Here is a 14,924-nt window from a genome sequence, read left to right as displayed (position 1 = left end):
CCGTGGTTTAAAATTAATCTATTAATAATTGTGTCACAACAGCTGGATTCATGGCCCATTGCGCTGTATAAACCTCATCGGCAATTACATCATTGGTAATTATCAAGCCTTGAGCTTCCGCTTTAAGCTGTAACAAACGACCGATATTCAATTTGCTTTTTAGTTTTGATAACAATGCCTGAACTCCTTTAAAATCCAAACCTCCAACAACCTGACCTCCAAAAGTCATCTCTAACCAAACGATTTCTCTTTTGGCTACATCCAACACTCCAAAAACCAAACCTTTGGCAACATTCTGTGTCACACGAACCTGATGATCTACACACGACGGATCGTAAGCCACACCCGTTCGTTCCGAAATTTTCATCGGATATTTGCTGTTCATCCAACCCACAACCAAATTTGGCGTTATGCTTCCGTTGCTGTAGGCATTGCAGGTAAAAGCTACAAATTTGGCATTGGCTTTAGCCAATTCGTCAATATTGATGTTGATATATTCCGCTGTTCCAATTTTATTCGGAATGCTTCGGATATCCCCGCTATGCTGACAACCTGTGGTATTTAATCGGCTGAAAGAACAAATATCTGAACTGTTTTCGTATGCAATATGACAGCTTAAATCCATATCCAAATGCTGTGCAGGCAAGTCTTTACCCCATTGCATAAACAATCGCACTTCGTTTCCTTCAATCGGGAAACGTGTTCCCATTAAAGCAACCGGCAAATCCTGAACAGTATCACTTCGGTCTCCTATAGAAACCGGAATGTTAAACAATTGCGGATCGATAAAAATTGTTTTGTTTGGATTAGGAACAGCTGCAAATCGTTTTTTCATCGCCAAAAGACATAATTCTTCGATCTGAGTTTTCATGGCTTCTAACTGTTCATCATCATATAAACCCAATAAAGCATTTGGCTGAATTCGTTTATTGGTTCCGCCCAAAGGTTTTACACTTCTTGAGATCTTTTTATCAAAATAGTTTTGCGCGTACATATTTAGTGTAAACACCAATCTCGCTGGAACTTTATCGATGATTTCTTCAAAATGAGCAATAGTTTCGGCTGCACCAAACCAAAGCATATTCGAAAATAATGAACGTGCAAACAATCCCGGACGCTGTTTTAACAATGCAAATGTTTTATCGGCATCAAATTTCAATCTGGATGTGTTCACTTTACTTTGCCAAACATCATAAACCTGGTTGTAAAATACATCCATTAAAAAATTCAATTTCTCAAATCCTTTTCTTTTGCTGTATTCTGCCAAACGCAAAGCACGGATAAAACGAACCCACATTCCTCTTTTTGGATGCATGATTTCGCAAATTGTTTCTACTTCCATTTCCATATTGTTCAGCCACGAAGCGACCATCAAACATTCTTTTCGGGAATATTTAAGTTTCAAATCTTTTGCAGCTGCAATTCTCGCCTGCGCGCTTGTCTCTAAAACATTAAAAAAATGCTGTCCATTTTTAGACGCTCTTTTTACAATCGTTTTTGGTTCTATAATTTGTAATAAACCGGTGTTTTTAAACCATAAATAACGTAAAATATCCGTTGGCGTTTTTAAAAATTGAGACGCTTCCTCTTCTTTACCGTTTTCAATCAAAAGATCAATTACCAGCATTAAAGTTTCCTTCATTGTGATTGCTGCTTTTGGCAAAGGCAAATATTTCATAGCCGTTTTTAAACTTTCTACCTGAGTAGCGTCTAAAGCCGTTTTTGATTGTAATAAAGATGTATAAAAGTTCTCTAATTCTTTTTCATTCCATAATTCAAGCGTTTTTAATTTGCTTGATTGTCCAATATGTTCCAATTTTCCGAATTCAAACGGAGTACCGCAAAAAGGGCATCCATTGTATTTTTCTAATGGAAAAGTATTAAATGGGATAATATGTCCGCATTGTAAAGTAGTTCCGTTTTTAGTTTGAAAAACATTTCCGAAATACGTCACAATATGATCCAAAACAGATTCTCCTGTCGGGATATTCCATTCTTTCACCAAAGGCGTCCAGTTTTTATCGGTTCCTAAAACTTCTCTCAGCACTTCTAAAACTTCGATTTTATATTTCGGATTTACGTTGTTTAGAGCGTGTAATAACGATTCTGAAAATGTAAATCCGAGTTTTGAAACATTGGCTGCAAAAACCGATGTTATTCCTGATAAATTTTTAGTATCATTCACAATCATTTCTGATGGAATGAAAATAGCATTCTGACGTAAACTGATTTTTAATAATTCTTTTGTTTTCATTTTTTTTAATTTTTAAAATTTAGATAATGGCGTTTCTGATTTCTACCTAAAAGAGTTTTGAAGTAAGAAACACTTGACCTTAAATTTGAGTGTAATGAATTAGCTGATTCAAATTGGAAGTTTGTGGGTTTCCCCGAGAAGTAAGCTAATTTTGACCCTCATTTTTTATTAATGATAATTTTAATACTTAATAAACCGTCAACTTCCTTTCGGAAGTTAGGAATCGAACCTAAGAAGTAAGTTTTAATTGACCATTAATTGTGAAGCAGATGGGATTCGAACCCACGACCTGGACATTAGAAGTGTACGAAGTAAGTTTGGATTGACCTTTTAGTGATAATTTCAAAACTACCTGCTCTACCGCTGAGCTACTGCTTCAAATATAAAATAAAGAGATAATGGTATTAAGTATAAATCTAATAGTGGTTTCGTGAAGTAACTTAAACTTGACCTGCTTTATTCTATTTTTATTTCTAAGAACGTATTGTTTTATTTCCTGAGCAAAGATTTTAAAACTAGTACGCAGTTATTTTGCGTAGTAAAATTTTTGTTTCATTTTTTAGAAATACCTTTTGTTTTATTTCTTGAGCAAAGATTTCAGAACTACTACGCAATTATTTTGCGTAGTAAAAAAAGAATTTTATATTTGAGTAAAAAAGAATATGTTTTTACAGAATATTTATACTGAATTGCTTTTGAATATTAGTTTTAAAGAAAAAGAAATCGAGCAGAAATGGCAAGATTTACACAAAGCATACTCCAATAAATCAAGACATTACCACAACCTAACTCATATAAAGGATATGATTGAAAGTTTTGAAATGTATAGCAGTAAAATTCAAAACCCAAACGAAGTATTATTTTCTATTTTTTATCATGATTTTGTTTATTCAGCTTCCAAAAAAGACAACGAACTCAAAAGTGCCGAATATGCTTTGGCTGTTTTACCACAAAACACCTCGCTCCATAAGCAATTGGTTTTTGACGCAATCTGCGCGACACAACAGCATCAGCAGAATAAAATTGAAGATATAAATTGGTTAATTGATTTTGATTTAAAAATTCTAGCCCGAGACTGGGAAGATTATAAAATCTATTTTGAGCAAATTAGAAAAGAATACCGCATTTATCCTGATTTTCTCTACAAACCCGGCCGCGCAAAAGCTTTGAAGCATTTTTTGGAGAATGAGTTTATTTTTCAAACCGACGAATTCAGGAATTTATATGAAGAAAAATCGAGAAGGAATATTGAAAGGGAGATTTCATTATTAATATAGGTATCACATTTATGTTGTTAAACCCGACAGTCCCGAAGCCTCGGGATAAAAACCTGTCGGGTTTGTATTACGAATAAAATAGACACAATTATATAGGAACCGAAAAACAGATTTTCTATTAACATTTGCATATTGTAGAGACGCACAGCAGTGCGTCTACGCAACGAATGTCCGTAACTATTTAAACCTGACAGATTCATCGAAATGTCAATAAATTGTGGCTACGATGTGTTAGACGCACTGCTGTGCATCTCTACGGAAAATTGGAATGGAAAATTAAAACGAAATTTCATTAGTAACGTAAATGCGTGAGGGATTGAGGCGGTATCCTTTTGTGGCGGTCCCGAAGCCTCGGGACGGAACAAAAGATATAGCTGATCCCGAAGCTTCGGGACGAGCCGGAGGGACACGCCCAAAATATACAACGCGAAATTAATCTCGCAAAAAACACACAAACCATGTCACAAAACAAAAATGCTCTAATACGCTACAAAACCATAGATAAATGTCTTCAGAATAAATACAGGCAATGGACTTTGGAGGATTTAATCGAATGCTGTTCTGAAGCTTTATTTGAATATGAGGGACGGGCAAACCCCATTAGTAAACGAACGATTCAGATGGATATTCAGCTGATGCGAAGTGAAAAACTAGGTTATAATGCGCCAATCGTTGTTTATGATAAAAAGTATTATAAATATGACGATGATGAATTTACAATAACCGATATTCCGCTGACGGAAACGGATATGAATGTCTTGACCGAAACCGTTTCGATGCTGAAACAGTTTAAGGATTTTTCTTTATTTAGTGATGTATCAGATATTTTGCAGCGACTGGAAGATAAAATTTACTCTGAAAAATCGCATACAAAACCGGTAATTTATCTGGATAAAAATGAAGAACTCAAAGGCCTTCATTATCTGGATGAAATTTATCAGGCAATTATAAAAAAAATGGTTTTGGTACTTACTTATAAATCATTTAAGTCTAAAGAAGAAAATACGTTTCATTTTCATCCTTTTATTTTGAAGGAATTTAATAACAGATGGTTTTTGATTGGAAAGAAAAAAGGCTCTCAACCAATTACGAATCTGGCACTCGACAGAATAGTTTCTATAGATTACGATTTTAATATGTCTTATTTGGAGGAAGATTTTGATGCAGAATCTTATTATAAAAATGTAATTGGCGTAACTGTAAATTCGGGCTTACAACCCAGACGCATCGAACTTTGGGTAGACGCTGTAAATGCACCTTATGTGATTACAAAACCCCTGCATCATACACAAAGGCTGATAAAGGAAAATGAGGATAAAAGTATTATTATCCATTTATTTCTATGTCCTAATTATGAAATGGAGCGTATTTTTTTTGGTTTTGGTGACGGAATTGAAGTTTTGAGACCGGAAAACCTTCGAAACCGAATGAAAAAAATCCTTGAAAAAGCTCTTGAAAGGTATCAGCCCTAAAATTTTATTATTTTGAAATTCTAAATTCTAATTGTAAATAAAACAAGTGCTGGTGAAAACAGTATACTTATAGAACTGAATTTAGAATTTATTCCTTTTTTATAATTTCAATAAATACTTTTATTATATTTCAAATAAAAAAAACTAACCTAAACCACTCTATTTCAGAGAAATTTTATTACTAACCAAAAATTTAATAGAAAATTATATGCATGCATAGTATTTTTTGATTATATTTGAAATCGATATAGTTACCTATGAAAGACAAAACAATAGATTATATTTTGAGAGCTACATGGCAGGCTGTTTCAAGAATGTATAACGAGGAAGCAGCAAAATACGATGCCACAATGGCAACAGGATTTGCTCTTTTAAGTATAGACAAAGAAGAAGGAACTCCATCTACAGCCTTGGGACCAAGAATGGGAATGGAAGCTACAAGCCTTACCAGAACACTAAAATCAATGGAAGACAAAGGTTTGATTGTTCGCAAAAAAAATCCAAGTGACGGTCGAGGTGTTTTAATTTACCTGACCGAATTTGGAAAAGAAAAAAGAGATTTATCTAAAAATACTGTTTTGAAATTTAATGAAAGCGTTAGAAAACACGTTTCTGACGAAAAATTAAAACATTTTATTGAAGTTTCGGAAATTATCAATGAATTAATTCAAGACAAAAACATATTTAATCAAACAGAAAATATAGAAAAAGAATAGTATTTCTTATTTGGAAATAATTCAAATTCTAGTAAAAAAACAAATTAACTAAACTATGAAACGCACAATTAAAAAAGTTGCTGTAATTGGATCCGGAATTATGGGTTCAGGAATAGCTTGTCATTTTGCCAATATTGGTGTTGAAGTTTTACTGCTTGACATCGTACCCCGCGAGTTGACAGAAGCTGAAGCTAAAAAAGGATTAACGCTTGAAAGCAAAGTTGTTCGCAACAGAGTGGTAAACGAGCATTTAGCGAATTCATTAAAATCGAAACCCTCTCCTATTTACAGTCAAAAATTTGCAAGCCGAATCACGACCGGGAATACGACTGATGATATGGCAAAAATTGCCAATGTTGACTGGATTATTGAGGTTGTTGTAGAACGTTTGGACATCAAAAAATTGGTTTTTGAACAAATCGAGAAATTCCGTACTCTGGGAACTTTGGTTACATCTAACACTTCTGGTATTCCAATTCATTTTATGAGTGAAGGAAGAAGCGAAGATTTTCAACAACACTTCTGCGGCACTCACTTTTTTAACCCTGCGCGTTACTTAAAATTATTTGAAATTATTCCTGGCCCAAAAACTTCAACTGAAGTATTGGATTTCTTAAACGAATACGGATCTAAATTTTTAGGAAAAACTTCGGTTGTTGCTAAAGATACTCCAGCGTTTATTGGAAACAGAATTGGTATTTACGGGATTCAAAGTTTATTCCATTTGGTTAAAGAAATGGGATTAACGATTGAAGAAGTGGATAAATTGACTGGTCCTGTAATTGGTCGTCCAAAATCGGCTACTTTCCGTACTGTGGATGTTGTTGGATTGGATACTTTGGTACACGTTGCCAACGGTATTTATGAAAACTGCCCAACAGACGAACAACACGAATTGTTCAAACTTCCTGATTTTGTAAACAAAATGATGGAGAACAAATGGTTGGGAAGCAAAACGGGTCAAGGTTTTTATAAAAAGGTAGATAAAGATATTCTTTCTTTAGACTTAGATACATTAGAATACCGCGCTGCTAAAAAAGCAAATTTTGCTACTCTTGAACTGACTAAAACTATTGATAAACCAATCAATCGTTTTAAAGTTTTAGTAAAAGGAACAGACAAAGCGGGAGAATTCTACCGTAAGAGTTTCTCTGGAATGTTTGCTTATGTGTCAAACAGAATTCCTGAAATCTCAGACGAATTATACAAAATTGACGATGCCATGAAAGCTGGTTTTGGATGGGAAAATGGTCCATTCGAAATTTGGGATGCGATTGGTGTTGCCAAAGGAATTGAAATCATGAAAGCAGAAGGTTTAGAGCCTGCTGCATGGGTTACTGAAATGCTGGCTTCTGGAAGCGAAAGTTTCTACTCTGTTAAAGAAGGAGCGACTTATTTCTATAACATTCCAACAAAATCTCAAGTAAAAGTTCCTGGACAAGATTCATTTATTATTCTGAACAACATCCGCGAAAGCAAAAAAGTTTGGAGCAATAGCGGTGCAATTATTCAGGATTTAGGAGACGGAATTTTGAACTTAGAATTCCAATCTAAAATGAATACAATTGGTGGCGATGTACTTCAGGCTATCAATAAAGCAATCGACTTATCTGAAAAAGAATATCAAGGTTTAGTTATTGGAAACCAAGCAGCGAATTTCTCTGTTGGGGCTAATATCGGAATGATTTTCATGATGGCAGTTGAGCAAGAATACGACGAATTGAACATGGCAATTAAATTGTTCCAAGATACAATGATGCGTGTTCGTTATTCTTCTATTCCAGTTGTAGTAGCGCCTCACGGAATGACTTTTGGTGGTGGATGCGAAATGAGCTTACATGCTGATAAAGTAGTTGCTGCTGCAGAAACCTACATGGGATTAGTTGAATTTGGTGTTGGTGTACTTCCTGGTGGTGGTGGATCTAAAGAAATGGCTTTGAGAGCATCTGATTTATTCCGCAAAAACGATGTGGAATTAAACGTTCTTCAAGAATATTTCTTAACAATCGCAATGGCAAAAGTATCGACTTCTGGTTACGAAGCTTTTGACACTGGACTTCTTCAACATGGAAAAGATGTTATCGTAGTAAACAAAGATCGTCAGATTGCTGAAGCTAAAAAACATGCATTGTTAATGGCAGAAGCGGGTTACACACAGCCAATCAGAAGAACGGATGTAAAAGTTTTAGGTAAACAAGCACTTGGAATGTTCTTAGTTGGAACAGATCAAATGGAAGCTGGAAAATACATTTCTGAGCACGATAAAAAAATTGCCAACAAACTGGCTTATGTAATGGCTGGTGGTGATTTATCTGAAGCGACTTTAGTATCTGAACAATATTTATTAGATATCGAACGTGAAGCTTTCTTGAGTTTATGTACTGAAAGAAAGACTCTGGAGAGAATTCAATATATGTTAACTAAAGGAAAACCACTTCGTAATTAGAAAATAGAACAAAGAGAATAGAATATAGATTTAAGACTTTGTAAAGTTTATTTTCTATACTCTATCTTCTATACTCTTAAAAAATAGAATAAAGAGAAAAGAATATAGATTTTGAGACAAAGTAACGGTCTATTTTCTATAATCTATTTTCTATAATCTTAAAAACAAAAACAAATGAAAACAGCATATATAGTAAAAGCTTACCGTACTGCGGTAGGAAAAGCACCAAAAGGGGTTTTTAGATTTAAAAGACCTGATGAATTAGCAGCAGAAACCATTCAGTTTATGATGGATGAACTGCCTGATTTTGACAAAAAACGTATCGATGACGTTATGGTAGGAAATGCCATGCCGGAAGCTGAACAAGGACTTAACGTTGGACGTTTGATCTCTTTAATGGGATTAAAAGTAGAAGATGTTCCTGGTGTAACGGTTAACCGTTATTGTGCATCTGGATTAGAAACTATCGGAATGGCAACTGCTAAAATCCAATCAGGAATGGCGGATTGTATCATTGCAGGTGGTGCAGAAAGTATGAGTTTTATTCCGATGGGTGGTTACAAACCAACTCCGGATTATAAAGTTGCTGCTGCAGGTAACGAAGATTACTATTGGGGAATGGGTTTGACTGCTGAAGCGGTTGCAAATCAATACAAAATTTCAAGAGAAGATCAGGATGAGTTTGCTTATAACTCTCATATGAAAGCCTTGAAAGCACAAGCGGAAGGGAAATTTGACAAACAAATCGTTCCGATTACGGTTGACCAGACTTTCATTAATGAAAACGGTAAAAAAGAAACGAAGTCTTACGTTGTAAAACAAGACGAAGGTCCAAGAGCTGGAACTTCTGTTGCTGCATTAGCTGGATTAAAACCAGTTTTCGCTGCTGACGGAAGCGTAACTGCCGGTAACTCGTCTCAAATGAGTGACGGTGCTGCTTTTGTTTTAATTATGAGCGAAGAAATGGTAAAAGAATTAAATCTTGAGCCAATTGCACGTTTAGTAAACTTTGCTTCTTCTGGTGTTGAGCCAAGAATTATGGGTATCGGTCCTGTAAAAGCAATTCCGAAAGCGTTGAAACAAGCAGGATTAACATTAAACGATATTGAGTTAATTGAACTAAATGAGGCTTTTGCTTCACAAGCTTTAGCAGTAACTCGCGAGTTGAATATAAATCCAGATATCGTAAACGTAAACGGCGGAGCAATTGCTTTAGGACACCCTCTGGGTTGTACGGGTGCTAAACTTTCTGTTCAGTTATTTGATGAGATGAAACGCAGAGGTAATAAATACGGAATTGTTTCTATGTGTGTTGGGACTGGGCAGGGTTCTGCGGGGATTTACGAAGTTCTTTAAAAAGAGAATAGAATATAGAACAAAGAGAATAGATGTTTTTCTTTGAGAATAAAGAGATTGACTTTTTGGAGTGCTAAAATATTTCAAAAAACAAATAAAAATAATATTAATCTTACTTTTTTTATTTTGATTTCTTAACTTGACTCAAAAAACATGAGACATAATTATAAGAACTTAAAGATTTGGAAGATCGGAATCGCAATTGCTAATGAAATTTCAGATGTATTAATAGAATTTCCAAAACACGAACGATACGATTTGAGTTCTCAAATAAGCAGATGTTCTGTTTCGATGCCTAGTAATATTGCCGAAGGATCTTCAAGAACTGATAAGTCTTTTAGTCACTTTTTAGACATTTCTCTTGGTTCTTCATTTGAACTAATAACACAATTACTGATTGCTAAACATAGAAAATATATAAACGAGATACAATTTAACCAATTAGAAATTAAAATAGAAGAATTCCAAAAGATGACAATGGGTTTTCAAAACGGACTAAAGTAACAGTCTATTTTCTATACTCTATACTCTATTTTCTTTCATAAAAAACAAAAAACAAAATGGCAGATACAATCGAAAAAAACGTAACCCGTGGTGGTCAGTTTTTAGTTAAAGAAACAAAGTGCGAAGATATCTTTACACCAGAAGATTTCTCGGAAGAGCAAATAATGATGCGTGATTCTGTAAAAGAGTTTGTAGACAAAGAAATTTGGCCTAATAAAAATCGTTTTGAGAAAAAAGATTACGCATTTACAGAAGAAAGCATGCGTAAAGCGGGTGAATTGGGACTTCTTGGAGTTGCAGTTCCTGAAGAATACGGCGGATTAGGAATGGGATTCGTATCTACAATGTTGGTTTGCGATTACATTTCTGGTGCTACTGGATCTTTCTCTACTGCTTTTGGCGCTCATACAGGAATTGGAACTATGCCAATTACCCTTTATGGAACTGAAGAACAAAAGAAAAAATACGTTCCGAAATTGGCTTCTGGAGAATGGTTTGGTGCTTATTGCTTGACTGAGCCAGGTGCAGGATCTGATGCTAATTCAGGAAAAACTAAAGCGGTTTTGTCTGAAGATGGAACGCATTACAAAATTACTGGACAAAAAATGTGGATTTCGAATGCAGGTTTCTGCAGCGTTTTCATCGTTTTTGCCCGTATTGGAGATGATAAAAATATCACTGGTTTCATCGTAGAAAATACTGCTGATAACGGAATTTCTATGAATGAAGAAGAGCATAAATTAGGAATCCGTGCTTCTTCTACACGTCAGGTTTTCTTCAACGATACTAAAGTTCCTGTTGAAAACATGTTGTCTGAAAGAGGAAATGGTTTCAAAATTGCCATGAATGCATTGAATGTCGGCCGTATTAAATTGGCTGCAGCATGTCTTGATGCTCAAAGAAGAGTAACTTCTGGAGCGGTAAAATATGCTAACGAAAGAATTCAGTTTAATACTGCAATTTCATCTTTTGGTGCTATTCGTTCTAAATTGGCTGAAATGGCGACTAATGCTTACGCTGGTGAAAGTGCTTCTTACCGTGCTGCAAAAGATATCGAAGACAGAATCGCTGCTCGTGAAGCAGAAGGTACAAGTCACCAAGAAGCTGAATTGAAAGGTGTTGAAGAATATGCTATCGAATGTTCTATTTTGAAAGTAGCGGTTTCTGAAGACGTTCAAAACTGTGCTGACGAAGGAATTCAGGTTTTTGGAGGAATGGGATTCTCTGAAGATACTCCGATGGAAAGTGCTTGGAGAGATGCTCGTATCGCTAGAATCTACGAAGGAACAAACGAAATTAATAGAATGCTTTCAGTTGGTATGTTGATCAAAAAAGCCATGAAAGGCCATGTTGATTTATTAGGACCAGCAATGAAAGTTCAGGAAGAATTAATGGGAATTCCATCTTTTGATACTCCGGATTTCTCTGAATTATTTGCAGAAGAAAAAGGAATCGTTGCAAACCTGAAAAAAGTTTTCTTGATGGTTGCCGGAAGTGCGGTTCAAAAATACGGTCCGGATTTAGATTCTCACCAGCAATTATTGATGGCGGCTTCTGATATCTTAATCGAAATTTATATGGCTGAAAGTACTATTCTTAGAACTGAAAAATTAGCCAAAAAAGAAGGTGAAGCAAAAGTACAAGAGCAAATTGCAATGGCAAAATTATATTTGTACAAAGCGGTGGATATCGTAAACTCAAAAGGAAAAGAAGGAATTATTTCTTTCTCTGAAGGTGATGAACAACGTATGATGTTAATGGGTTTAAAACGTTTCACAAAATATACAAATAATCCAAATGTAGTAGCCTTGAGAGAGGTGATTACTTCTAAATTGGTTGCAGAAAACGAATACTGCTTCTAATATAAAAATAGTTTTTAGCTTTTTAATTTGTTTAAACCCGCACTATTCCGAACAGTGCGGGTTTATTTTTTTAGATTTTACCGGAATATCTTGCAAGATTTTTGCATCAATTTGCAAAATATTCGTTAAAATTAATATTCTAATGCAAAGACAATGGTTAAAATCATTTACAATGTTTTATATTTAGCATTCTAAAAACTCAAAAAACATAAAATGAAACAAATTAATCTAATGGTTTTATTTTTATTGTGCATCTCTACGACTACTATTTTTGCACAAAAAAATAAAAAAATGGACATCATTGCTTATTATACAGGCGATGCAAAACTAATCGATGAATACGAAGTCAATAAATTAAATCAAATCATCTTTAGCTTCTGCCATTTAAAAGACGGAAAGCTGAGTGTTGATTCTTCAAAAGATTCTCTTACAATCAAACATTTAGTTTCTTTAAAAGCAAAAAATCCGCAGTTAAAAATTGTTTTATCACTTGGCGGCTGGGGTGGCTGTGAACCTTGCTCGGCTGCATTTTCTACGGCTGCAGGAAGATTAACATTTGCTAAATCTGTAAAAGAAGTAAGTGATTATTTTGAAGTGGATGGTTTAGATCTAGATTGGGAATATCCGGCAATTGAGGGACTGCCTGGACATTTATATCAAGCTGTTGACAAACCTAATTTTACTGAACTGCTTAAAACATTGCGTTCTACTTTAGGCAAAAAGTACGAATTAAGTTTTGCTGCTGGTGGTTTTCAAAAATACTTAGATGAATCTATAGATTGGAAAGCGATAACTCCATTGGTGAATCGCATTAATATAATGAGTTATGACTTAGTAAACGGATATTCTACGGTTACAGGACATCATACGCCTTTATACAGCACAAATGCAAGCGAAGAATCGACCAACAGAGCTGTTGAATTTTTATTAAAACAAGGAGTTCCTGCTGAGAAATTAATTATTGGAGGTGCATTTTATACCAGAACATGGATTAATGTAGAAGATGTTAACAACGGTTTGTATCAGCCAGGAAAACATGTTGAAGGTGTAAACTTTAAAGATTACGCAAAAACATACACTGAAGCAAACGGCTGGAAATATTTTTGGGATGATAAAGCAAAAGCACCTTATTGGTATAATGCAAAATCAAAAACTTTTGCAACATCTGATGATATTAAATCTATAAAGGCAAAAACAGAATATGTAAAGGCGAAAAAACTGGGTGGCATTATGTTTTGGGAACTTACACTAGACACTCCAAAAGACGGAATGGTTAATGCTATTTACGAAGTTAAATCTGCAAAGTAATTCCATTAAAAGAACAAAGAAACGGCCGCTGTCTTTAAGATAACGGCCGTTTCTTTGTTTTAAACAATTTTATTAAATTTTAGATTTGTCTAATTCACCTATAAATGGAATTGATTCAAGAATTTCTGCTCTAATTATAGTCTGCAGATAAACTTCAAGCTGAATAAATTTAGCAGCGTTTATAGCGCCAATTGCCTTTTTTGCTTTGTTATATGTTTTACAATATAGTTTTTCGTATGCTATATGATTTTTAAGAGTAGCTTTGGCCAGCTCATCTGCTTTTGCATCTGTAAATGTTGCGTAATTTGCAGCATAATCATTTATCAACTGAAATTTTGCCTGACCAAGTGCGTTACGATCAACTTCGTAATTGGCGTAAACCTTTGCAAATGCAGTATTTTGATCTTCAGATAAATTCATATAATGCTTGACAAGATCTGCTTTAGATTTACCGTAAATACTTTGTAAAACTTCTACATCTTCTTTATAAGAGGATTGAGCAAAAGAATAAAACGAGGTAATAATCATTATAAAAATAAGACTTACTTTTTTCATAGCTTTAATTGTTAACTGTTAATAAAATATAAGAACTCTATAAGAATTCAAGTCATTAAACATTCATTAATTTCAACCGAGAAGAACGTTATTCTTTTACAGGACTATTTTTAGGAGCACTTACAATTCCGTCGTAAACAATAGAAGATCTATTATTACTGTTAACGGTAAGTGACGCATTTCCATTAGAAAAAATAGAAAAAGTTAAATCATAAAAATCATTTTGACCTTTAACAGAAGCTCTAAAAAGTATATTTTTTTTCTTCTTTTCAACTTTGATGTTTTCTGGTTTTCCTTCAAATTTTATTCCGCCATCGCCTCCGTACGGCACATTAAAGCCTCGGCCGAAAAAAGGCAGATCGCAAGTTGTCTTTTCTGTATTAAAATTCAAAAAATACCTGTTGTAGTCTAAAATAATGAACCTGCCGCCTTGGGGCGTAACTTTCTGAGCTTCAAATACAAAATCCTTAGAATCAATTAAAGCTTCTATTTGTTTCTGCTGTTGCTCCTCTTTTTCTGCTTTAAGTTCTTTTTTTGTTTTTTGCTGTGCTAAAGCTGGAAAACTCAAAACAAACAACACTATTAATAATAGTTTCGTTTTCATAAAATAAATATTTATTCATTAATAAATAAAATCCTTATTTCTTGGTAAATCGCATCATGGTAATATCTGCTGATATAAAATTTAAAGTTTTACCATCATCTGTTATAGTATAGGAGGTAATTTTCTGAAGAGTATTAATATAAACCTGCTCTCCCTGCCCATCCAAGCACATCATTTTGGTCATCACCATTGGCTGTGTAAAATCGATTTTATTTCCGTCTATAATTAATTTTCCTGTATAAGAATTACAACTGCTATTGCCAGAAACCTGATTTTCTTTAGTATTAAACTGTATTGTTGGTTTTTTATTCGGATATAAACCTTCAAAAGTAATTCTTGGCCCAGTAATATAATTAAGTTCCCAAGTTCCATCAATTTTTGCGGTATCTGTTTTTTTATCTTTAGACGCATTACAAGAAAATAGTAAAGCACTAAGAAAGACAAAAGTTAAAATATTTTTAATCATATTGTTAAGTATTAAATGTTAAGAGATGAGCATTAAGCTCTATTTTTTTTAAATGAATACTTACGAATTTACGCATTTTATTTGGCTTTTGCATTGATGTAAAT

The 14,924-nt window shown here is 34.2% G+C and carries 12 protein-coding genes and 1 tRNA gene; 8 read left to right on the top strand and 5 right to left on the bottom strand.

Annotated elements, in window-relative coordinates:
- Window positions 1-13 precede the first annotated feature (13 nt).
- Window positions 14-2,254 (bottom strand): prokaryotic RING finger family 4, encoded by a 2,241-nt coding sequence (locus tag B0A68_RS19050; RefSeq protein ID WP_035682781.1) that lies wholly within the window; start codon window positions 2,252-2,254, stop codon window positions 14-16.
- A 261-nt stretch (window positions 2,255-2,515) separates the two neighbouring features.
- A tRNA-OTHER gene (locus tag B0A68_RS24510) sits at window positions 2,516-2,632 on the bottom strand.
- Window positions 2,633-2,916: 284 nt separating this feature from the next.
- On the opposite strand from B0A68_RS24510, the gene B0A68_RS19040 reads away from it, so the two are divergent.
- The 8 genes from B0A68_RS19040 to B0A68_RS19005 all read left to right on the top strand — a co-directional run bounded on the left by B0A68_RS19040 (window position 2,917) and on the right by B0A68_RS19005 (window position 13,195).
- Window positions 2,917-3,531 (top strand): HD domain-containing protein, encoded by a 615-nt coding sequence (locus tag B0A68_RS19040; RefSeq protein WP_051892479.1) that lies wholly within the window; start codon window positions 2,917-2,919, stop codon window positions 3,529-3,531.
- Window positions 3,532-3,989: 458 nt separating this feature from the next.
- Window positions 3,990-5,003 carry a helix-turn-helix transcriptional regulator gene (locus B0A68_RS19035; RefSeq protein WP_035682776.1) on the top strand — a complete coding sequence of 338 codons (1,014 nt, stop codon included), beginning with the start codon at window positions 3,990-3,992 and terminating at the stop codon, window positions 5,001-5,003.
- 257 nt (window positions 5,004-5,260) lie between these two features.
- Entirely contained in the window at window positions 5,261-5,719 is a 459-nt protein-coding gene (locus B0A68_RS19030) for a MarR family winged helix-turn-helix transcriptional regulator (protein WP_035682774.1), read from the top strand.
- A gap of 55 nt (window positions 5,720-5,774) precedes the next feature.
- Window positions 5,775-8,165, top strand: a complete 2,391-nt coding sequence (locus B0A68_RS19025; protein WP_035682770.1) for a 3-hydroxyacyl-CoA dehydrogenase/enoyl-CoA hydratase family protein — start codon at window positions 5,775-5,777, stop codon at window positions 8,163-8,165.
- Window positions 8,166-8,339: 174 nt separating this feature from the next.
- Window positions 8,340-9,521, top strand: a complete 1,182-nt coding sequence (locus B0A68_RS19020; RefSeq protein WP_035682768.1) for a thiolase family protein — start codon at window positions 8,340-8,342, stop codon at window positions 9,519-9,521.
- A 153-nt stretch (window positions 9,522-9,674) separates the two neighbouring features.
- Window positions 9,675-10,025: a four helix bundle protein gene (locus B0A68_RS19015; RefSeq protein WP_035682765.1), complete on the top strand. Its 351-nt coding sequence runs from the start codon at window positions 9,675-9,677 to the stop codon at window positions 10,023-10,025.
- Window positions 10,026-10,081: 56 nt separating this feature from the next.
- Window positions 10,082-11,887, top strand: a complete 1,806-nt coding sequence (locus B0A68_RS19010) for an acyl-CoA dehydrogenase family protein (protein ID WP_035682763.1) — start codon at window positions 10,082-10,084, stop codon at window positions 11,885-11,887.
- A gap of 213 nt (window positions 11,888-12,100) precedes the next feature.
- On the top strand, window positions 12,101-13,195 hold the full coding sequence (locus B0A68_RS19005; protein ID WP_035682761.1) for a glycoside hydrolase family 18 protein: 1,095 nt from the start codon (window positions 12,101-12,103) through the stop codon (window positions 13,193-13,195).
- A gap of 72 nt (window positions 13,196-13,267) precedes the next feature.
- Here the strand turns inward: B0A68_RS19005 and B0A68_RS19000 are convergent, their stop codons facing one another.
- From B0A68_RS19000 to B0A68_RS18990, 3 genes are all read right to left on the bottom strand, one after another.
- A complete protein-coding gene (locus tag B0A68_RS19000; RefSeq protein WP_035682759.1) occupies window positions 13,268-13,750 on the bottom strand; it encodes a hypothetical protein in 483 nt (160 codons plus the stop codon).
- A gap of 88 nt (window positions 13,751-13,838) precedes the next feature.
- Window positions 13,839-14,354, bottom strand: a complete 516-nt coding sequence (locus B0A68_RS18995) for a DUF4251 domain-containing protein (RefSeq protein ID WP_035682757.1) — start codon at window positions 14,352-14,354, stop codon at window positions 13,839-13,841.
- Between the two features lie 34 nt (window positions 14,355-14,388).
- The gene (locus B0A68_RS18990; protein WP_035682754.1) at window positions 14,389-14,820 is read right to left on the bottom strand and encodes an META domain-containing protein; all 432 of its coding nucleotides are present in this window, start codon (window positions 14,818-14,820) and stop codon (window positions 14,389-14,391) included.
- Between the last annotated feature and the right edge of the window lie 104 nt (window positions 14,821-14,924).

This window comes from Flavobacterium reichenbachii (assembly GCF_002217435.1).
Taxonomy (GTDB): Bacteria; Bacteroidota; Bacteroidia; order Flavobacteriales; family Flavobacteriaceae; genus Flavobacterium; species Flavobacterium reichenbachii.
The sequence above is the reverse complement of the archived record's forward strand: the minus strand, read 5'-3'. Positions and strand labels throughout refer to the sequence as shown.